The following is an 18,579-nucleotide window of genomic DNA, read 5'->3' on the forward strand; positions in this document are numbered from 1 at the left end:
CGCGGACGGACGGGAGGCGCGGCGCGGACGGACGGGAGGCGCGGTGCCAGCCGGCACCGCGCCTCCCGTCCGTCACGTGGTCACCGCGACCGCTCGGTGTGGCCGAGCGCGTCAGGCGCGGGGCGCACCGCGCTCCGCGTCGGCACCGACCTCCGTGTCGGCAGCGCGGTCGGCACTGTCCGGGGCCGCGCTCGTGGCCGCGCCGGGAGCCGTCGCGCCGGCCCGGCCGGCGCGCTGCGCCCGCTCGAGCTCGTCGGCCTCGGCTCCGCCGACAGCCTCGCCACGGGCGACCATGCCGGCCGTGTCCGACAGCGTGATCTGCGGCAGGAACAGGGCGAGCAGGAACGCGATCGCGATGAACGGCAGCAGGTACCAGAACACCGGCGCCAGGGAGTCGGCGTACGCGTTCACGATGCCGTCCTGCACGGCCTCGGGCAGCTTCGCGACCGTCGCCGGGTCGATGCTCCCCGCGGAGGACGCCGCGTCGGTCGCCGAGCCGCCGGCCGAGGTGAACACGTCGGTCAGCGCACTCGTCAGCCGGGCGGTGAACAGCGCACCGAAGACCGCGGTGCCGAGGGAGGCGCCGACCTCGCGGAAGTAGTTGTTCGTCGACGTCGCGGTCCCGACCTGGTCGGCCGGGACGGCGTTCTGCGCGACGAGGACGACCACCTGCATGATGAGCCCGAGCCCGGCGCCGAAGACGAACAGGTACGCGCAGATGAGCCAGATCGGGGTGTCCGCGGCGAGCTGCGTCATGGCGAGCATCGCGAGGGCGACGAGCACGGTGCCGACGATCGGGAACAGCCGGTAGCGACCCGTCTTCGTGATGAGGTTGCCGGACGCGATCGAGGTGCCGATGAGGCCGACCATCATCGGGAGCATGAGCAGACCGGAGACCGCGGCTGAGGTGCCCGACGCCATCTGCAGGAACGTCGGGACGAAGCCGATCGCCGCGAACATGCCGATGCCGAGCACGAGGCCGATGCCGGTCGCGAGCAGGAACGTGCGGTTGCGGAAGAACGACATCGGCAGGACCGGGTCCTCGACGCGCGACTCGACGAGCACGAGCAGCGCGGCCGAGACGACGAGTCCCGCGAACCAGCCCCACGTCTCGAGGGCGTCCCAGCCGTGGTCCTTGCTGCCGCCGAACTCCGAGAAGAACACCAGGCAGGTCGTCGCCGCGGACATGAGGACGACGCCGAGCACGTCGATCTTCTTCTCGGCCTTCTTGGTCGGCAGGGTCAGCGCGAACCAGGCGACGAAGAACGCCGCGATGCCGACCGGGATGTTGATGTAGAACGCCCAGTTCCAGGTGAGGTGGTCGACGAAGAAACCGCCGAGCAGCGGGCCACCGATCGCCGAGAGCCCGAAGATCGCGCCGAGCGGACCGAGGTACTTGCCGCGCTCCGAGGCCGGCACGATGTCGGCGATGATCGCCTGCGACAGGATCATCAGGCCGCCGCCGCCGAGGCCCTGCATGGCGCGGAACACCACGAGCTGCGTGAAGTCGCCCGCGAACGCGCACCCGGCCGAGGCGATCGTGAACAGCGCGATCGCGACGAGGAACAGGTTGCGGCGGCCGAGGACGTCACCGAACTTGCCGTAGATCGGCATCACGATCGTCGAGGCGAGCAGGTACCCGGTCGTCAGCCACGCCTGGTGCGCGACGCCGCCGAGCTCGCCGACGATGGTCGGCATCGCCGTGGAGACGATGGTCTGGTCGAGGCTCGACAGCAGCATGCCGGCGATCAGGGCGGAGAAGATGATCCAGATGCGGCGCTGCGTGAGGAGCAGCGGGCCGTCGGATCCGGGGCGGGCACGCTTCGTGCCCTGCGCGGTCGCGCTCATGCGGTGTGGTCCTGTCCGGTGGTGGTGACGGCCGCCCTGAACTGGCGGAGGTTCTCGGTGAGCAACACGTCGAACGTGGGGCCGGTCGCCTCGTCGTACGCGTCGTCGAAGTAGGTGCCGGCGGTGACCTTGAGCAGGCCGGCGGCGGCCTCGGCGACGAGCTGGGCGCGCCGGTCGTCGGGGTCGGTCCAGCCGAAGCGCTCCCGCACGGCCCGGCCCACCGCGGTGAGCTGGACGTCGGCGGCGGCGAGGAACTTCGCGACCATCACGGGCTCGCGCTCGAAGACCCGGCGGACCAGGGCCTCGTCGGCGCGGTCGAGCCCGACGACGTGCATCTGCTCGATGGCGAGCGCGACGATCGACCCGAGCGGGTCGAGGTCGCCCGGGACGAGCGAGCCCTCGGCGTAGGCGCGGAGCATCTGCTCCGACGCACCCTGCTCGATGCCGAGCACGGCGTCGTCCTTCGACGCGAAGTGGTTGAAGAACGTGCGCCGCGAGACGCCGACGGTCTCGCAGAGCTGCTCGATCGTGAAGCCGTGCAGCCCGTGCTCGATCGTCGCCCGGCGTGCCTCGACGACCATGCGTCGGCGCAGCGCGCGGGTGCGTTCGGTGGTGCTCACCGGGCAAGAATTGCACTCTGGCGCTGAGAGTGCAACAGGAGGACGGGTTACAGGGCCTTCGCGAAGCAGCGCGAGAAGGGCATGGTCGCCGCGTACGGCTCGTAGATCGGGATCGGCTCCCAGCCGGTCTTCTCGTACAGGGCGACGGCCTCGGGCTGCTTGTCCCCGGTCTGCAGGATCACGCGGGCGACGCCCTGCTCGCGGGCGATCTGCTCGCTCTCAGCCAGGAGCGCGGTCGCGGCGCCCTTGCCCCGCGCGGCGGCGAGCACGATGAGGCGCTTGAGCTCGACCTCGTCGCCGAGCCACCGGACGGCGATGTGCCCGAGGGCGCTGCCGTCCTCGTCGATGGCCAGGACCGAGGAGATCACGGTCGCCGGATCGACGGCGAGCACGCGGTTCCGCTCGGCGTTCACGGCGGGGTCCTCACCGGCGTTGCCGGGCCCGTAGCGCTCGTGCATCTCCTGGTCCATGGTGGCGCGGAGTTCCACGCCACGGGGGTCGTCCCAGCCGACGCGCTCGATCGTGATCACGATCGACCATCCTCGCACGCGCCGGCGACGGCGCCAGCGCCTCAGCCGAGCTCGGCGATCGGCCCCTCGCCCGCCCGCAGCGCCGCGAGCACGGCCGCGGCGTCGTCGTACACGACCGCGGCCCCGGCGTCCCGCAGCTCGTCGCCGCCGATGCCGCCGGTCATCACGCCGACGCACCGCACGCCGACCGTGCCGGACGCCTCGACGTCCCACATCGCATCGCCGACCATGACCGCACGCGACGGGTCGACGCCGACCTTGTCCAGCGCGACCTCGACGATGCCGGGCGCGGGCTTGGCCTCGCCGACGTCCTCCGCACTCGTCTCGGCGGTCACCCACGCGGCCGCGTCGAGGAGCTCGCGCAGCACGGACAACTCGGACTCGGGCGCGCTCGTGGCGAGGACGACCGCGTGCCCGCGCGCGGCGACCTCCTCGAGCAGCTCGCGCGCCCCGGGCAGCAGGCGCAGCTGCGGCATGTGCTCGGAGTAGTAGGCGGTGTGGAACTGCTTCGCCTGGTCGCGGACCTCGTCGGATGCGTCGGGCAGCAGCTCCTCGAGCAGTCGGCCCGAGTCCATGCCGATCGCGCGGTGGATGCGCCACGCGTCCACCGACTCACCGGCCGCCCGGAAGGCGCGCCACCACGCGTCGATGTGCGCGTAGTTCGAGTCGGCGAGGGTGCCGTCGATGTCGAAGAGGACAGCGGTCGTGGGAGCGTCAGCCATCCGTCCAGCCTGCTCCCCCTCTCACCGGTGCCCGCCCAGGCGCAGGCGACCGACCGGCACCGGGGCACCCGGTTGCGCGCCCGACGCAGCCCGCACCCGCCCGGCGCGCGCCCGCCCGGCCGGCCCGGTCGCTCAGACCTCGATCGACTCCCCCGACGCCAGGATCGTCACCGGCACCGTCCCGAGCATCTCCGGCCCGAGGAACCGCGCGGTCGACTGCTGCCCGACCTCGCTGAGCATCGCCTCGTGGATCTGCACGACACGCTCCGGCGCGACCGCGCGCACGTGGTCGACGGCCTCGGCCATGTGCGTCCACGGACCGCTCGTCGGCATGAGGAGCGTCGACACCGGCACGCCCGGCGCCAGGTACGCGTCGCCGGGGTGGAACACGGCACCGTCGACGAGGTACCCGACGTTCGCGACCACCGGCACGTCCCGGTGGATCACGGCGTGCTCCTCGCCGAACACCCGCACCGCGAACGGCCCGACCGAGAACGAGTCGCCGGCCTCGACCGCGACGACGCGTCCGTCGTGGTCGCCGAGCTGGTCGACGACCGGACGGGGTCCGCGGACGACGAGCGCGGGGTTCGCGGCGAGCCCGGCGCGCACGGCATCGACGTCGAGGTGGTCGAAGTGCTCGTGCGTGACGAGCACCGCGGTGGCGGCACGGACGAGGTCGGCCGCCTCGGGGGTGAACGTCCCGGGGTCGAGCACGATGGTCGCGCCGTCCCGCTCGAGGACGACCGTGGCGTGGTTGTACTTCGTCAGCTGCATGGCACCAGTCAACGCCCGGCCGCGCGACGGCATGCCGTCGCGCTCTGAGGGCCCGTTCAGTCGCGACGCGACCAGGGGACGGACGGGAGGCGCGGTACCGGCTGGCACCGCGCCTCCCGTCCGACCGTGGTCACGGTCGCGGTCGTGGCGACCGTCAGTTGCCGCGCACGTCGTCCGCAGCGCTCTTCGCGTGGTCCTGCACGTCCGACGCGGCGCCCTGCGCCTCGTCCTTGACGGTCTGGGCCGCGTCCTGCGCGGTGCCCTTCAGGTCCTGCGCGTGCTCCTTCGCCACGTCCCCGAGCTGCGAACCGACGTCCTTCGCCTGCTCCTTGACGTCCTCGACGAGGGGTGCGGCGCGGTCCTTCAGCTCACCGACCAGCTCCTCCTCCTTGTCCGTCGTGGGCAGCAGCGACGACACGAGCCACCCGGCACCGAACGCGATCAGGCCGACCGCGAGCGGGTTGCCCTTCGCCTTCGCGACGCCCTGGTGCGCGACGTCCTTCGCCTGCCCGGCGACGCCGGAGGCCGAGTCGGACACGCTCGACGCCGAGCCGGACACGCTCGACCGGGCGGAGTCGGCCGCGCCCATGACGGACTCGCGGACGCCCTGGAAGCGGCTCTTCACCTTCTCGGTCTGGCGGTGCGCGATCGACGACGGGCTGACCTTGTCGGCGAGCGCGTCGACGTCGGAGCCGAGCGTGCCGCGGGTGCGCTCGATGTCGGCGCGGATCTCATCTGGGGTGCTCATCGGTTCCTCCCGGTGTTCGGCTTGAGTGCTTCGGGGACTTCCTTGACGGTCTCGACCGTCTGCGGGGCGCCCTGGATCTCCTTGATCTCCCGGCGGCCGCGGACGGCGAGGACCGCCGCGACGATGCCGTACACGACGGCGATCACGACCGCCGACCACGCGTTGCCGATGAGGTACCCGAGACCCCACCAGGCGGCGATCGACAGGAACAGCAGGGCGAACAGCGCGGTGAGTCCGGCGCCGCCGAACATGCCGCCGGCCTTGCCCGCCTTCTTGGCCGACTGGGTCAGCTCGGCCTTGGCGAGGGCGACCTCCTGACGGAACAGCGTCGACAGGTCCTGGGACACGTCGGACAGCAGCTGGCCGAGCGGGGTCGTGGCCGCGCGCTCCTCGGGTGACGGCTCCGCGGCCGGGAAGCCCCCGGGCGTGCTCTGGCTCATGCGCCGTCCACCGTCCCGTCGGTGCGGTGCTCGGCTTCCTTCTCGTGCTTCACCTCGGCGGTGAGCGCCTTGGTCAGGCGGCCGGCGAGCAGCCCGGCGCCGGCGGCGAGCGCGATGAACGTTCCGGGGCGCTTCGCGGCGAAGGACTTCACCTCGCTGAGGAGCGAACCGGGGTCGCGGTCCTCGAGGTAGCCGGCGACCGAGGTGGCACGGGTCGACAGGTCGCGGACGACCTTCGACGCGAGGCCCTGCTCGTCGTCGTTCTCGGCCATCCGACCGAGCTGCTCGCCGAGGCTGCGGAGGCCCCCGGCGGCACGCTGCTGCTGGTCGGCGGCCTGGCCCTTGAACGTCTCGGACGCCTGGCCGTAGAGCTGCTTGGCGTGGTCACCGACCTCGGATGCGACGTTGGCCGCCTGCTCCTTGGCCGTGCCGGCGACGTCGGCCGCCTTGGCCTTCGCGTCACCGGCGACGTCCTGGGCGGCACCCTTGGCTGCGTCGGCCTTGCCACCGGAACCGGAGCCTGAGTCGCCGCCGGTCGGCCCGCCGGTGCTCGGGCCGGAGCCGGTCGTGCCGCCGATGCCGGACGACGGACCGCCGAGCGGGCCGCCGACGGCGTCGTCGAAGCCGCCGCCGGTCGTCGTGCTCGACGTCACGGGGGCTGCGGCGCCCGCGGCGGACGGTGTCGCGGGGAGCTGCTCGTCGGCGGGCAGCGCGTCGAGCGGCTCGACGTCGTCGAAGCCCTCGGGGCGGCGGACGGTGTCGTCGAAGGCGGCGTCGTCGAAGGTGCTGTCGCCGGACGGGGTGTCGGTCGAGCCGCCGGCGAAGGACGGGACGAAGACGCCAGGGCGCACCTCGTGGCCCTCGGCCGCTGCCGTCGCGTCGTGGATGGGCGTCCCGGAGTCGTTCCCGGGTGGGTTCGTGGTCATGGTCGGCCTTCCGGTCGGGTCGCCACGGGCAGGTCACCCGGGGCGTTGGAGCCGACCGTGCGCGGACCGCGCTGCGGCCTCGCCCAGGAACGCCACGGAGCGCGGATCCGTCCGTGCAACGCGGATCCTGCCGTCCGTCCAGCGCGGCTGCGGCAGGATCGCAGGGGTGCCGAGTGTGACCGTCGTCGTCCCGGTGCTCGACGACGCCGAGCACCTCGCCCGCTGTCTGCGTGCCCTGTCGGCGCAGACCCGACCGCCCGACGAGGTCGTCGTGGTCGACAACGGCAGCACGGACGACAGCGTCGCGGTCGCACGGCGTGCCGGGGCGGTCGTGCTGCACGAACCCGTCCGCGGCATCGCCCGGGCGTCCGCCCGCGGCTACGACCACGCCGCCGGCGACGTCATCGTGCGCCTGGACGCCGACTCGGTCCCGCCGCCCGGGTGGATCGCGACCGCCCTGCGGCTGCTCGAGCGGTCCGACGTCGTCGCGGTCACCGGTCCCGGACGCCCCTACGACGGCGGTCCCGTGGTGCGCCGCGTGTGGGACCTGCTCTACATGGGCCCGTACTTCGTGCTCGTCTGGTCGGCGCTCGGGCGGGCGCCCCTGTTCGGCTCGGCGACGGCCCTGCGGCGCTCGACCTGGACCGCGGCCCGTGGGCGCGTGCACCGGGACGACCCCGAGGTGCACGACGACGTCGACCTGGCGATGGCGTTCGACCCGGCCTGGCGGGTCGTGGTCGACCGTGCGCTCACGGTCGAGGTGTCGGCGCGGCCGTTCTCGGGCATCGGTTCGGCGCTGCTCCGCACGCGGCGGGCGTTCCACACGTTCCGGGTGAACGGGCGGCGGGCGAACCCGGTGCGGCGGTGGGCGCGGCGGTTCCGGGTCGCGTTCCGGCGTCGGGCCGGCGGGCGGTGGACGCACCGCTGACCCGGACGCACCACCGGACGAACGGTGCTCCCCGACACGCCATCGGTCCCGGTCGCACCGCTGACGCCGGACGCACGCCGGCCCCGGAAGCACCGCTGGCCCGGACGCACCGCACCCCCGGTCCACGGCGGGACCGGGGGTGCGGTGACGGCACGGGAGTGCCGACGGGTCAGACCCGCAGCGACACCGTCTCGCCGTCGACCTCGACGTGCACGAGGTCACCGGCGCGGACCGAGGACGGCAGCTGCACGGTGTCGAGGCCGAGCGCCCCGACGACGTCGGCGCCGAGCTCCTGCCCGTGCTCGTCGGTGACGACGGCGAACCCGTCGGCGCCGGCGACCCGGACGACCGGACCGGACCAGTCCCGGTGCTCGACGACGGCCGCGAGGCCCTGGTCGCCGCGCCGCCCGGAACCCACGACGGTCTCGAGGCGCGCGCCGGTCTCGTCCTCGATCACCACGCCGAACGAGAACGCCGTGGCCGCGCGGATCGAGAACACCCCGGAGCCGTCGGCGTCGAGCCACTCCTCGTGGACCGGGGAGTGCGGCAGCGCGGTGCGGATGCTCGCCGAGGCGTACGGCGTCCCGCCGCTGACCAGGACGGTGTAGCCGGTCCGGGTGGTGCGGACCGCGTCCACGTGCAGCGCGCCGGCGTGCGCGGACGCTGCGGCGACGGCCGACGGTGCGGTCGGGGACGACACCCCTGCCGCGGTCGCCGCGGTGGCGGCGGTCGGTGCGACGAGGGCCGCACCGACGCCGAGCACGAGGGCCGTGGCCACCCCGAGGCGGCGGGCGCTCACCGGGCGCCGCCGAGCTGGTAGCCGTACGTCCGGACGACGGACTGCTTCGCGCCGAGGGACTGCGACAGCGCGATCGCGTTCTGCCCGGGGGTGAAGTGCGCCGGGAGTGCCGCGGTGCCGGTGGCGTCGGCCGTCGCCGAGGTCGCGACGCCGTTCACCGTGAGGGTGATCGTCGCACCGGGGACACCCGTGACGCGCAGGGTGTGGTCGAGCGACCCGCCCGCGACGGCGCGCGAGATGCGCTGGACCTCGTCGGTGTCGGTGTGGTCGGACGGCGCGTCGAGCGGCAGCCCCGAGAAGTCGACCGTGATCGTGTCGGTGCGCTCGGCGCCGTCGCGGGAGACCACCGTGTAGCGCGCGTGGTCCTGCCCGTCCGGGCGGAGCATGAGCGAGGTCTGCCCGCCGGTCGGCGTGGTGGCGACGAGGCGGCCCTGGTCGTCGCGGACGTCGACCGGGTTCGGGGTGGACAGCCCGAGCGCGACCCGGACCACGACGAGCTGGTCGCGGACGAACGCCTGCTGGGCGAACGAGGTCACGAGCGGACGATCCGCGGCGGTGCTGGCGGACGCGGGCACGGTCGGGGCGGCGCTGGCGACGGTGGCCTGGGCGACCGCGCACGCGGCGAGCGCGATCACGGTGCCGGCGAGCGCCAGGCGGACGGGACGGGGGGAACGGGGTACGGTGCCTCCTCCGGTCGGGGACAGGGAGGTGCCATCGTCGGGCCCGAGCGCCGAGGACATTCTGAATGTCATGTTCTGCAGGGACCCGACGTCGCCGCCGCCGCACGGCGCCGACCGCGTTCCTCCGGGCCCGCGGTCACGCCCCGTCGCTGCGCCCCGGGCGGGACCGCACGTGCGCCCGCTCGCCCTGCGGCCCGTACAGGCAGAGCACCTCGGTGACCTCGTCGCTCGTGTTGCCGACCCAGTGCGGCGTGTGCGTGTCGAACTCGACGACCTCACCCGGCCCGAGGTCGAAGTCGCGGTCGCCGAGGAGCAGCCGCAGCCGTCCGGACAGCACGTAGAGCCACTCGTAGCCCTCGTGCGTGCGCTGCGTGCGGTCGGCCGTCGGGGGCTCGGGCGGGTACAGCTGCTTGAACGACCGGACGCCCCCGGTGCGTCGGGTGAGCGGCACCACCACGCGTCCGCCGTGCTGCTCGGGCTTGAGGTGCACGCGCGGGTCCCCGGTCTGCGGCGCCCCGACCAGGTCGTCGAGCGGCACCTGGTACGCCTTCGCGAGCGGGAGCAGGAGTTCGAGCGTCGGCTTCCGCTGCCCCGACTCGAGCCGGGACAGCGTCGAGACGGAGATGCCGGTGCGCTCGGAGAGCGCGCCCAGCGTGACGTCTCGTCGCGCACGCAGGGCGCGGAGTCGTGGGCCGACCGCCTCGACCACCTGGGCCGTCGTGCGCGTGGCGATCCGTTCCTCCCGGCTGGTGTCCATGCCGCCACGTTGCCAGACCGGCAAGGATGGTTGCCAGCGCGGCACGCACGGCGGGACGGTGTCCGCATGCAGAACCACTTCGACGTCGTCGTCATCGGCGGTGGCCCCGCCGGCCTGTCCGCAGCACTGATCCTCGGCCGGTCGCGCCGGTCCGTCCTGGTCGTCGACTCCGGCGAACCGCGCAACGCGCCCGCGGCGGGCGCACACAACTACCTGGGCCGCGAGGGCGTCGCGCCCCGCGAGCTCCACCGCATCGGTCGGCAGGAGGTCGCCTCCTACGGCGTCGCGGTGACGGACGGGAGGATCGTGGCCGCGTCCGCGACACCCACCGACGGTCCCGACGCGGTCGCGTTCTCGGTCACGCTGGACTCCGGCAGGCGTGTCACCGCCCGTCGGCTGGTCGTCGCCTCCGGCGCCGTCGACGTGCTGCCGGACGTGCCGGGGCTCGCGGAGCAGTGGGGGCGCGGCGTCGTGCACTGCCCGTTCTGCCACGGGTGGGAGGTCCGCGACCAGCGGATCGGTGTGCTCGTGACCTCGCCGACGGGGCCGCACCACGCGCTCATGTTCCGGGCCCTGAGCGACCGGGTGACGGCGTTCGTCGCCGAGCCGGACCTGGTCGACGCGACCGCGCGGGCCGGGTTCGCAGCGCGCGGGATCACCGTGCGCGACGAACGGGTGGCACGGGTCGAGTCGGACGCGGGTCGGCTCACCGGCGTCCGGCTCGGGTCGGGCGAGGTCGTGGCGCTCGACGCCCTGGCCGCGTCGAGCACGGCCGAGCCCCGCGTCGAGCACCTCGACGGGCTCGGGCTGGCGGTCGAGGACTTCGTGGTCGACGGCTTCCGGTTCGGCGGCACGCTCCCGGTGGACGGCACCGGGCAGACGTCGCTGCGCGGGGTCTACGCGGCCGGGAACGTCACCACGCCGATGGCCACCGTGATCGCCTCGGCCGCGGCGGGGACGCAGACGGGGGCCGCGGTGCACGGGGACCTGGTGCGGGCGGACCTCGCGGCGGCGCTGGCCGCGGTACCGGCGGGTCAGCCGACGCGGTAGCCGGCCTGCGCGGCGAGGAGCGGGGCGAGCGCGAAGAGCTGGTCCGAGCCGATCGTCGCGCCGCGCAGGCCCTCCAGCCGCTCGACCCGGTCGAGGTCCGCGCGGCGCAGGTCGACGTGCTCGACCCGGGTCCCGGTGCCCTCGACCGCGCGGATCGTCGACCCCTCGAACGACACCCGCAGCAGCCGGGCGTCGCCGAGGTCGAGCTCGTCGATCACGCAGTCGCGGAACACCACGTCGGTGAGGGTCGAGCCGCGCAGGTTCACGAAGCCGAGCTTCAGGCCGGTGAACACGACGTCGTTGAGCTCCGCGTCGTACAGCTCCGCCGAACCGACGCGACCGCCGCCGATGCGGACCCCGCGCCACGAGCTGCTCGACGCCCGCAGGACCGGGGCGTCGAGGGTCTCGATCGTCGAGTCGCGGACCCGCAGGCCGCGCAGGTCGGTGTCGTCCGCCCGGAGCGTGTCGACGACGCACTCCTCGAGCTCGACGTCGGGCAGCCGCTCCCCCGCGACGTCGAGGACGCCGATGCGCTTGCCCTCGACGCGGTCGCCCGTGAGCAGGTCACCGGGGGCCGGCGTCCAGTCCTCGAGGTCGGTCGGTGCCGTCGCGGTCAGGCGCGGGGCGTCGGTGCCGTCGGGGGACGAGGTTCTGCGGGCCATGCGGTCAGTCTGCCGCGGACGACCGACGCGGTGGGACGGGCCGCGGGTCAGGACTCGGTGCGACCCCGGCTGCCGGGCCGCGTCAGGACGCTGTCGAGCGTGTGGTCCTTCGCCGGGCCCGCCACCACCCAGCGCACGGTCCACCGGGTCCGGTCGCCGTCGAGGATCCCCCGGTAGTCGTCCGGCGCGCAGGCGTGCTCGACCGTCGACCCCCAGGTCCACGGGTGGAAGACCCGTCCGTCCGAGAAGTGCACCGTCCACGTGCCGTCCGGGCCACGGCGCACGGTCAGCGTCCGGGACACCGGGGTGGTGCGGCCGCCGAGAGTCATCGTGCCGGACTCGTCCCAGCGCACCTCGTCGGGAGCGGTCGCGGTGAGCGTCGTGGTCCCGGTGACGGTCCCGTGCTGCCCGGCGAGGCGGTCCTCGATCGTCCGGTCGAGGCGCCACTCCCCGAGCAGGTCCGTCGGCGTCAGCACCCGACCAGGGTACGACCCCGGTCAGCCCCGCAACGGCCCGGACGCCGCGACGTGCGCGCCGTCCGCGAAGCCGTCGACGAGCACCCGCAGGGCCTCCTCCGCCGAGTGCCGCGGCTCCCACCCGAGCTCGGCCCGGGCGCGGTCGGTGCGCATGACGGGCACCCCGGCGGCGATGTCGACCCACCCGGCGTCCGTCGGCTGCAGGCGGAGCCGCCAGGTCAGCGTGACGAGCCCGCGGACGAGCCGGAGCGGCACCCGGACCGCGCCGAGCATGCCGAACGCCCGCGCCACCCGGGGCGGGGTGAGGACGGGGGCCGCGGCGATGTTGAACGCCCCGGCCGCTCGGCGGTCCACTGCGCGCCAGTACGCGTCGGCGAGGTCGTCGGCGTGCACGGCCTGGAACACGAACGGGTACGGCAGCGGCAGCACGGCCCAGCGGATCCACCGGACGATCCGCATCGGCACGAGGTGCCCGAGGAACAGCCCGCGGAGCTCGGCGGCCACCCCGCGCTGGAACACCAGGCCGGGCCGCAATCGAGTGACGACGATGTCGGGGTGTTCCCGCTCGAAGTCGTCCATGGCGGCCTCGTTCGCGGCCTTGTGCACCGAGTACGTCGCCGTCGGGATCCCTGTCGCGGGCCACGACTCGTCGACGGGGGTCCGCTTGCCCGCGACGTCGACGCCGCGGTAGGTGCCGACCGACGACGCCACGACGACCTGCCCGACGCCGGCGCGCGCGACGGCCTCGAGGACGTTCGCCGTCCCCGTGACGTTCGTCCGGTGCTGCGCCGGGATGTCGTGCGTCGGCTGGAGCGCCCACGCCAGGTGCACCACGGCGTCGACGTCCCGGAACACCGCGGTGAGGGCGTCGACCGCGTGCGGGTCACCGACGTCCACCCGGTGCCACTCCGCCACGTCGTAGGGCGCGACCCGGGCGTCGGGCAGACGACGGGCGACACCGACGACCTGCAGGCCGTCGGCCTCGCCGGCCCGACCGTCCCCGGCCAGGCGCGCAGCCGCGAGCCGTCGGAGCACGCCAGTACCGACGTTGCCGGTGGCGCCCACCACGACGACGCGCATCAGCGCACCCGCCCGGGTCCGGTCGGGGCCGTCATCAGGCGGCGGCCATCGCGGGGTCGAGCACGACCTTGATGCAGCCGTCCTCCTTCTTCTGGAAGACCGAGTACATGTGCGGCGCGTCCTCGAGCGACATCCGGTGGGTGGTCAGGTCGAGCGTGCCGAGCGGGTCGGCGGAGTCGGACACGAGCGGCATGAGGTCGTCGACCCAGCGGCGGACGTTGCACTGCCCCTCGCGGATCGTGATCTGCTTGTCGAACATCGTCATCATCGGCATCGGGTCGGCCATGCCGCCGTACACGCCCGAGAGCGACACCGTGCCGCCGCGGCGCACCAGGTCGATCGCGGTGTGCACCGCCGCGAGCCGGTCGACGCCGGCCGTCTCGATCGCCTTCTGGGCGAGCTTGTCGGGCAGCAGGCCCGCGGCGCGCTGCGCGAACCCGGCGACCGGGTTGCCGTGCGCCTCCATCCCGACCGCGTCGACGACACCGTCGGGCCCGCGGCCGTCGGTCAGGTCGACGAGCTGCGGGACGAGGTCGTCCGACATGTCGAACACCTCGATGCCGTGCTTCGCGCCGAGGTCGCGGCGGACCTGCTCGGGGTCGACGGCGAGCACCCGGTAGCCGAGGTGCTTGCCGATCCGCGCGGCGAACTGGCCGACCGGGCCGAGGCCGAGCACCGCGAGCGTGCCACCCTCGGGCACGTCGGCGTACTGCACGGCCTGCCAGGCGGTCGGGAGGATGTCGCTCATGAAGAGCCATTGGTCGTCGGCACCGGTGTCCGGCACCTTGATGGGGCCGTAGTCGGCGTGCGGCACGCGCAGGTACTCGGCCTGCCCGCCGGGGACCTGGCCGTACATCTTGGTGTAGCCGAACAGGGAGGCGCCGGTGCCGTACTCGGTCACCTGCGTCGTCTCGCACTGCGACTGGAAGCCGTGCTGGCACATCCAGCAGTGGCCGCACGAGATGTTGAAGGGGATGACGACGCGGTCGCCGACCTTCAGGTTGGTGACGGCCGAACCGACCTCCTCGACGATGCCCATGGGCTCGTGCCCGAGGACGTCGCCCTTGTCGATGTACGGGCCGAGGACCCGGTACAGGTGCAGGTCGGAGCCGCAGATCGCGGTCGACGTGATCCGCACGATCGCATCGGTCGGCTCCTGGATGGTCGGATCGGGGACGGTCTCGACGGACACCTTCTCGGTGCCCTGCCAGGTCAGTGCGCGCACGTCGCGTTCCTCTCGTGGAGCTCGGGGCCGGCCTGGAGGCGCGACCCACGTCACCCTCGTCGGTACGCGCCCGCCCCGTGGTGCGTTCCCAGCCCCGTCCCCGGGCCGCACCGTCGGTGCGGGCCCGCACCGTCGGTGCGGTCCCGGCCCCGTCGCCCGACCGCACCGGCGCGGCGGGCCCGCACCGCGCCTCCCGTCCGGTGTCCGACGTCCTGGCCGGTCGGCCAGCGCGGTCTCCGCCCGACCGCCGATGCGCGCCGCACCCCGCGCGCGTCACGCTGGGCGCGATGGACCACAGCACCACGCGCCGGACGCTCCTCGCGAGCGCGACCGGCACCCTCGCCGCCGGGCTCCTCGCGGCCTGCTCACCGGGGTCCGACGGGCCGCGACGCTCCCCGTCGGCGCGGCCGCCCTCCTCTCCCACGCACACGGCGACACCGACCCCGACGCCGACGCCGACGCCGACGCGGCCCACGCTGACGAAGGTGCCGCTGCCGCCCGGCACCGTGACCGGGCTCCCCGAGGGCACGCCGGGGATCGCCTGGACGGTCGACGACGGGGCCTCCTCGGACGTCGTCGGCGCCTACGCCCGCTTCGCCACGGCGACGGGCACGCGTCTGACGTTCTTCGTGAACGGCGTCCGCCCGGCGTGGACCGAGCACGCCGACCTGCTGCGGCCGCTCGTCGCCTCCGGGCAGGTGCAGCTCGGCAACCACACGTGGGACCACCCGGCGCTGACGAAGCTCGGTGACCAGGCGGTCCAGGACCAGCTGACGCGGAACCACGCGTTCATCCAGGACACCTTCGGCGTCGACGCGAAGCCGTACTTCCGGCCGCCGTTCGGCTACCACGACGCCCGGGTGGACCGGGCCGCTGCGGCCGTCGGCTACACCACGCCCCTGCTCTGGTACGGCACCCTGGCCGACTCGGGCGACATCACCGCGGACCAGATCCTCGGCTTCGCGGAGCAGTGGTTCCAGCCGGCGCACATCGTGATCGGGCACGCGAACCACCCCGGCACGATCGAGGCGCTGCCGCGGCTGCACGCCCTGCTCGAGCAGCGGGGTCTGGCGACGTACACGCTCGACGACGTCTTCGCGCGCTGACGCCGTCCGGCCCGCGTGGCGCGCGAGGGTGCGGGCGGCGCAGCGGCCGGGCGGTCAGCCGCGCAGCCGGTCCCGCTCCGCCGGGGGCAGGTGCTCGGTCGCGGTCGCCCGGGCCGCGGGTGTCAGGAACCGCCCCTGCCGCTCGAGGAACGCGACGAGCGACTCCTCGGACGCCCGCTTCCCGGTCTCGCGGAGCACCCACCCGAGGGCCGACTGCACCGTCTCGGTGCGCTCCCGCACGAGCCGACCGGCGATCCCGAGCGGGACCTCGGCGTCGCCCTGCTTCGCGAACGCCAGCGTCGCCACGACCGCGATCCGCCGGACCATCGCCACGTCGGACTTCGCGAGCGCGAACAGCGGCCCGGGCGAGCCGCCGACGAGCGGGGCGCCGACGAGTTCCTCGGCTGCCAGGTCGACCAGCGCCGGGTCCTCGAACCGCTCGGCCTTCGCGGCGGCGAGGTACTCGTCGGTCAGCTCGGCGTCGGGCCGATCGCGCATCGCCTGCACGAGCAGCAGGACCGCGACGAGCCGGGCCCCGGCGTCCTCGCTCCACAGCAGTGCGGAGCGCTCGCCCGCGTCGAGGTCGGCGAACTGCCGGGCGACCCGGCGGGCCCCGGGGACGTCGCCGGACGTGCGGGCGAGGGCGGCGAGGACCGCCTCGGCGTCACGGTTCTGCATCCCGGACACGGTAGTCGTCGCGCGGTCCTGCTCCACACGTGTCCTGCGCCCGCCCGCGCCTACCCCCCCTCCGCGGATGGAGCAGCAACCGTCGGGTGCGCGGGCCCGACCCGACGATTCCTGCTCCATCGACACGACCCTCCTGGCCGGTCTGCGCACCCGTCGCGGGCAGCCTGCGTCTTCCCCGAGAGCCGGTTGCGAGAACGCTCGTTCTCCGATTGACTCTGACTCGGCGCCGGGACCGGCGCCACCCCCGCAACGAGAGGAACGGCATGCCCACGCGCACCGCACGCACCGCATGGAACGGCGGCCTGGAGGACGGCTCCGGCCAGGTCGAGCTGTCCAGCTCCAAGGTCGGCACCTACGACGTCTCCTTCCCGAAGCGCGCCGCCGACGAGGCCGGCGGCACCACCAGCCCCGAGGAGCTCATCGCCGCAGCGCACTCCGCCTGCTACGCGATGCAGTTCTCGGCCGTCCTCGGCGAGGCCGGCGGCACCGTCGAGGCCCTCGACGTCAAGGCCGACGTCTCGCTCGGCCCGGACAGCAACGGCGGCTTCAAGCTCACCGGCATCACCCTCACCGTCAGCGGCGAGGTCTCCGGCATCGACGAGGCCACCTTCCTCAAGGCGGCCGACGAGGCCAAGGCGACCTGCCCGGTCAGCAAGGCGCTCACCGGCGTCGACATCACGCTCAAGGCGACCTTCGAGCAGTAGTCCCCACCCGGGGTGACGGACGTCACCCCGTGACGGGCTGGAGGCACGGTGCCGGCTGGCACCGCGCCTCCAGTCCGTCTCCGGGCACCACCAGGACGCGACCCGCCCGGGCACGTCAGCCCGCGCCGAGCAGACGCCCCGCGCCGCCACCGGCGGCGCTCAGCCCGCACCCGGACTCGGCGGACCACGACTGGCACCATGGCGGGATGGCCGAGCAGTTCCTCCCCGGTGTCCCGCGGCCGAGCCGCCCGCCACGACCCCGCGTCCGCGCCCTCGCGCAGCACGACATCCGCGACGCCCGGGCCCGGCTGCGCGGCACCCTGTACGAGGACGTCACGCCGGACACCCGGCCTCGCGAGCAGTACTCGCCGGTGCAGATCGTCGACTTCTGCCTCGACCTCGCCGAGGTCATGCTCGCCTCGGGGGCCGACACCCGCAGCGTCGAGACCGCCGTCGTCGCGGTGTCCACCAAGTGGAACCTCGCGCCGCTCGACCTCGACTTCTCGGGCAGCTCCGTCACCATCCAGTACGCCCCGTCCGAGGGCCCGCCGCTCGTCAAGGTCCGGTCGGTGCAGTCCGACGGCTCCGACCTCGACCGGCTGGCCCGCGCGAACCAGATCGTCGACGACCTCGTCCACGGCGAGCGGGACATGACCTCGGCCGTGAGCGCCCTCGTCGCCGTGCTCCGCCTGCCGCCGCGGTGGCCGACCTGGCTCGCCGACGTCGGCCTGTCCGTCCTCGGCACGTCGATCGCGATGCAGGCCGGCGGTGGGTGGCGGGCCGGCATCGGCGCGTTCGTCCTCATGCTCGGGATCATCCTGTCCGGCCGGTGGCTGACCGGTCGGGGCTTCCCGCAGTTCTTCGTGTCCGGTGCGCAGGCCGCCGTGGCCTCGGCGCTCGGCACCCTGGCGATCTGGGCCGACGTGCTCACCGCGACGGGAGCGGCCACCATGGTCGCGGCCCTGGTCGTCCTGCTGCTGCCGCACGTGTCGCTCGTGACGTGGGCGCAGGACGCGATCTCGGGGTTCCGGGCGATGGCCGTCGCCCGGGCGTTCTACATCGGCCTGGTGATCGCCGCGATCGTCGTCGGGGTCCCGGCGGGCATCGCGGTGCTGCAGTGGCTCCGGATCGAGGTCGACCCGTCCGGGATCGCCCTGCGCCCGCTGCCGCTCTGGGCGTCCCTGTCGCTGACGGTGGTGTCCGCGGCGGCGAACTGCTTCGTGCAGCAGGCCAGCGCGCGCGTGATCCCGGTCGCGGTGGTGTTCTCGGTGGTGTCCGGCACGGCGCTGTGGAGCATGCGACACCTGGGCCTGCCGCTGCTCGGGGCGACGTTCCTCGCATCGGTGGTGCTCGGCGTCCTGTCCACGATCGCGGCCGCACGGATGCGGACGGCGGTGGCGGCGATCGCGGTCCCGGCGTTCTGCGGAGCACTGCTGCCCGGTGTCGCGGTGTCGAGCGCGCTGCTCGACTTCATGTCCGGTTCGTCCGGGTCGGCGATCGACTTCGTCGCGGCGGTGTCGGTCGCGCTCGGCATCGGCGCGGGGCTCGTGCTCGGCGGCCTGCTCGCGACGCCCGGTGCCAGGCGCGCCCTGCGCCGTGCCCGCCGCGTGACGGTGCACTCGGTCCACAACGACACGAGGGCGATCCCGGTCCTGCGCGACACCGGGTACGACCCCGGCAACGGGACCGTCCCCCGGGGTCCGCGGTCGCGCTGACGGCGGTGGGCGGGGCGGTGCCTGCCGACCCCTCGACGACGTCACGCGCTGGGCGACACCTCACGCCCGTGTCGAGCCGTGAGCCGTCGCCCAGCGCGTGAG

General features: G+C 74.2%; 21 protein-coding genes. 5 read left to right on the plus strand and 16 right to left on the minus strand.

The features are described 5' to 3' along the window. Nucleotides 1–111 precede the first annotated feature (111 nt). The 8 genes from BEP24_RS06100 to BEP24_RS06135 all read right to left on the minus strand — a co-directional run bounded on the left by BEP24_RS06100 (nucleotide 112) and on the right by BEP24_RS06135 (nucleotide 6,608). Nucleotides 112–1,848 (minus strand): MDR family MFS transporter, encoded by a 1,737-nt coding sequence (locus BEP24_RS06100; RefSeq protein ID WP_065961411.1) that lies wholly within the window; start codon nucleotides 1,846–1,848, stop codon nucleotides 112–114. After that, a complete protein-coding gene (locus BEP24_RS17805) occupies nucleotides 1,845–2,468 on the minus strand; it encodes a TetR/AcrR family transcriptional regulator (RefSeq protein ID WP_216093112.1) in 624 nt (207 codons plus the stop codon). Before BEP24_RS17805 ends, BEP24_RS06100 begins: the two co-directional genes overlap by 4 nt. A 47-nt stretch (nucleotides 2,469–2,515) precedes the next feature. Next, a complete protein-coding gene (locus tag BEP24_RS06110; RefSeq protein WP_253181601.1) occupies nucleotides 2,516–2,998 on the minus strand; it encodes a GNAT family N-acetyltransferase in 483 nt (160 codons plus the stop codon). A gap of 41 nt (nucleotides 2,999–3,039) precedes the next feature. Continuing rightward, on the minus strand, nucleotides 3,040–3,720 hold the full coding sequence (locus tag BEP24_RS06115; RefSeq protein ID WP_065961417.1) for an HAD family hydrolase: 681 nt from the start codon (nucleotides 3,718–3,720) through the stop codon (nucleotides 3,040–3,042). A gap of 132 nt (nucleotides 3,721–3,852) precedes the next feature. After that, nucleotides 3,853–4,494 carry an MBL fold metallo-hydrolase gene (locus BEP24_RS06120; protein WP_065961418.1) on the minus strand — a complete coding sequence of 214 codons (642 nt, stop codon included), beginning with the start codon at nucleotides 4,492–4,494 and terminating at the stop codon, nucleotides 3,853–3,855. A 154-nt stretch (nucleotides 4,495–4,648) separates the two neighbouring features. Beyond that, nucleotides 4,649–5,242: a DUF3618 domain-containing protein gene (locus BEP24_RS06125; RefSeq protein WP_065961420.1), complete on the minus strand. Its 594-nt coding sequence runs from the start codon at nucleotides 5,240–5,242 to the stop codon at nucleotides 4,649–4,651. After that, entirely contained in the window at nucleotides 5,239–5,682 is a 444-nt protein-coding gene (locus BEP24_RS06130; RefSeq protein WP_065961421.1) for a phage holin family protein, read from the minus strand. Before BEP24_RS06130 ends, BEP24_RS06125 begins: the two co-directional genes overlap by 4 nt. Next, nucleotides 5,679–6,608, minus strand: a complete 930-nt coding sequence (locus tag BEP24_RS06135; RefSeq protein WP_065961423.1) for a hypothetical protein — start codon at nucleotides 6,606–6,608, stop codon at nucleotides 5,679–5,681. Before BEP24_RS06135 ends, BEP24_RS06130 begins: the two co-directional genes overlap by 4 nt. A gap of 166 nt (nucleotides 6,609–6,774) precedes the next feature. On the opposite strand from BEP24_RS06135, the gene BEP24_RS06140 reads away from it, so the two are divergent. Next, complete coding sequence (locus BEP24_RS06140) at nucleotides 6,775–7,536, plus strand: glycosyltransferase family 2 protein (protein ID WP_253181603.1); 762 nt, start codon at nucleotides 6,775–6,777, stop codon at nucleotides 7,534–7,536. 169 nt (nucleotides 7,537–7,705) lie between these two features. Here the strand turns inward: BEP24_RS06140 and BEP24_RS17480 are convergent, their stop codons facing one another. From BEP24_RS17480 to BEP24_RS06155, 3 genes are all read right to left on the minus strand, one after another. After that, nucleotides 7,706–8,335 (minus strand): hypothetical protein, encoded by a 630-nt coding sequence (locus tag BEP24_RS17480; protein WP_065961427.1) that lies wholly within the window; start codon nucleotides 8,333–8,335, stop codon nucleotides 7,706–7,708. Then, a complete protein-coding gene (locus BEP24_RS16960) occupies nucleotides 8,332–9,087 on the minus strand; it encodes a hypothetical protein (RefSeq protein ID WP_141693377.1) in 756 nt (251 codons plus the stop codon). The genes BEP24_RS17480 and BEP24_RS16960 overlap by 4 nt, the downstream gene beginning before the upstream one ends. 64 nt (nucleotides 9,088–9,151) lie before the next feature. Further along, nucleotides 9,152–9,772, minus strand: a complete 621-nt coding sequence (locus tag BEP24_RS06155; RefSeq protein ID WP_065961432.1) for a helix-turn-helix domain-containing protein — start codon at nucleotides 9,770–9,772, stop codon at nucleotides 9,152–9,154. 66 nt (nucleotides 9,773–9,838) lie between these two features. Here BEP24_RS06155 and BEP24_RS06160 point away from each other — a divergent pair, with 66 nt between their 5' ends. Beyond that, nucleotides 9,839–10,822, plus strand: a complete 984-nt coding sequence (locus BEP24_RS06160; RefSeq protein ID WP_065961433.1) for an NAD(P)/FAD-dependent oxidoreductase — start codon at nucleotides 9,839–9,841, stop codon at nucleotides 10,820–10,822. On the opposite strand, the gene BEP24_RS06165 is transcribed toward BEP24_RS06160, so the two are convergent. From BEP24_RS06165 to BEP24_RS06180, 4 genes are read right to left on the minus strand one after another with little or no spacing between them, the layout of a single operon-like run. Then, entirely contained in the window at nucleotides 10,807–11,484 is a 678-nt protein-coding gene (locus tag BEP24_RS06165) for a pentapeptide repeat-containing protein (protein ID WP_065961434.1), read from the minus strand. The two genes, BEP24_RS06160 and BEP24_RS06165, sit on opposite strands and share 16 nt — an antisense overlap. Nucleotides 11,485–11,531: 47 nt before the next feature. Next, on the minus strand, nucleotides 11,532–11,960 hold the full coding sequence (locus tag BEP24_RS06170) for a DUF6314 family protein (RefSeq protein WP_065961437.1): 429 nt from the start codon (nucleotides 11,958–11,960) through the stop codon (nucleotides 11,532–11,534). A 21-nt stretch (nucleotides 11,961–11,981) separates the two neighbouring features. Then, nucleotides 11,982–13,040 (minus strand): NAD-dependent epimerase/dehydratase family protein, encoded by a 1,059-nt coding sequence (locus tag BEP24_RS06175; RefSeq protein ID WP_065961441.1) that lies wholly within the window; start codon nucleotides 13,038–13,040, stop codon nucleotides 11,982–11,984. Between the two features lie 34 nt (nucleotides 13,041–13,074). After that, nucleotides 13,075–14,265, minus strand: coding sequence for a zinc-dependent alcohol dehydrogenase (locus tag BEP24_RS06180; protein ID WP_065961443.1), 1,191 nt, complete (start codon nucleotides 14,263–14,265; stop codon nucleotides 13,075–13,077). A gap of 287 nt (nucleotides 14,266–14,552) precedes the next feature. Here BEP24_RS06180 and BEP24_RS06185 point away from each other — a divergent pair, with 287 nt between their 5' ends. Continuing rightward, entirely contained in the window at nucleotides 14,553–15,371 is an 819-nt protein-coding gene (locus BEP24_RS06185; RefSeq protein ID WP_065961499.1) for a polysaccharide deacetylase family protein, read from the plus strand. Between the two features lie 54 nt (nucleotides 15,372–15,425). On the opposite strand, the gene BEP24_RS06190 is transcribed toward BEP24_RS06185, so the two are convergent. Further along, a complete protein-coding gene (locus BEP24_RS06190; RefSeq protein ID WP_065961445.1) occupies nucleotides 15,426–16,049 on the minus strand; it encodes a DNA alkylation repair protein in 624 nt (207 codons plus the stop codon). A gap of 272 nt (nucleotides 16,050–16,321) precedes the next feature. On the opposite strand from BEP24_RS06190, the gene BEP24_RS06195 reads away from it, so the two are divergent. Next, the gene (locus BEP24_RS06195; RefSeq protein WP_065961446.1) at nucleotides 16,322–16,762 is read left to right on the plus strand and encodes an OsmC family peroxiredoxin; all 441 of its coding nucleotides are present in this window, start codon (nucleotides 16,322–16,324) and stop codon (nucleotides 16,760–16,762) included. A gap of 206 nt (nucleotides 16,763–16,968) precedes the next feature. After that, entirely contained in the window at nucleotides 16,969–18,477 is a 1,509-nt protein-coding gene (locus BEP24_RS06200) for a threonine/serine exporter family protein (RefSeq protein WP_065961448.1), read from the plus strand. Nucleotides 18,478–18,579: the final 102 nt, after the last annotated feature.

The organism is Curtobacterium sp. UCD-KPL2560, assembly GCF_001705035.1.
In the GTDB taxonomy this organism is placed as follows: Bacteria; Actinomycetota; Actinomycetes; order Actinomycetales; family Microbacteriaceae; genus Curtobacterium.

Coding starts and splice junctions, on each gene's coding strand:
- BEP24_RS06100 (WP_065961411.1), bottom strand. CDS start 1,848: ATGAGCGCGACCGCGCAGGGCACGAAGCGTGCCCGCCCCGGATCCGAC.
- BEP24_RS06115 (WP_065961417.1), bottom strand. CDS start 3,720: ATGGCTGACGCTCCCACGACCGCTGTCCTCTTCGACATCGACGGCACC.
- BEP24_RS06120 (WP_065961418.1), bottom strand. CDS start 4,494: ATGCAGCTGACGAAGTACAACCACGCCACGGTCGTCCTCGAGCGGGAC.
- BEP24_RS06125 (WP_065961420.1), bottom strand. CDS start 5,242: ATGAGCACCCCAGATGAGATCCGCGCCGACATCGAGCGCACCCGCGGC.
- BEP24_RS06130 (WP_065961421.1), bottom strand. CDS start 5,682: ATGAGCCAGAGCACGCCCGGGGGCTTCCCGGCCGCGGAGCCGTCACCC.
- BEP24_RS06135 (WP_065961423.1), bottom strand. CDS start 6,608: ATGACCACGAACCCACCCGGGAACGACTCCGGGACGCCCATCCACGAC.
- BEP24_RS16960 (WP_141693377.1), bottom strand. CDS start 9,087: ATGACATTCAGAATGTCCTCGGCGCTCGGGCCCGACGATGGCACCTCC.
- BEP24_RS06155 (WP_065961432.1), bottom strand. CDS start 9,772: ATGGACACCAGCCGGGAGGAACGGATCGCCACGCGCACGACGGCCCAG.
- BEP24_RS06160 (WP_065961433.1), top strand. CDS start 9,839: ATGCAGAACCACTTCGACGTCGTCGTCATCGGCGGTGGCCCCGCCGGC.
- BEP24_RS06165 (WP_065961434.1), bottom strand. CDS start 11,484: ATGGCCCGCAGAACCTCGTCCCCCGACGGCACCGACGCCCCGCGCCTG.
- BEP24_RS06175 (WP_065961441.1), bottom strand. CDS start 13,040: ATGCGCGTCGTCGTGGTGGGCGCCACCGGCAACGTCGGTACTGGCGTG.
- BEP24_RS06185 (WP_065961499.1), top strand. CDS start 14,553: ATGGACCACAGCACCACGCGCCGGACGCTCCTCGCGAGCGCGACCGGC.
- BEP24_RS06190 (WP_065961445.1), bottom strand. CDS start 16,049: ATGCAGAACCGTGACGCCGAGGCGGTCCTCGCCGCCCTCGCCCGCACG.
- BEP24_RS06195 (WP_065961446.1), top strand. CDS start 16,322: ATGCCCACGCGCACCGCACGCACCGCATGGAACGGCGGCCTGGAGGAC.
- BEP24_RS06200 (WP_065961448.1), top strand. CDS start 16,969: ATGGCCGAGCAGTTCCTCCCCGGTGTCCCGCGGCCGAGCCGCCCGCCA.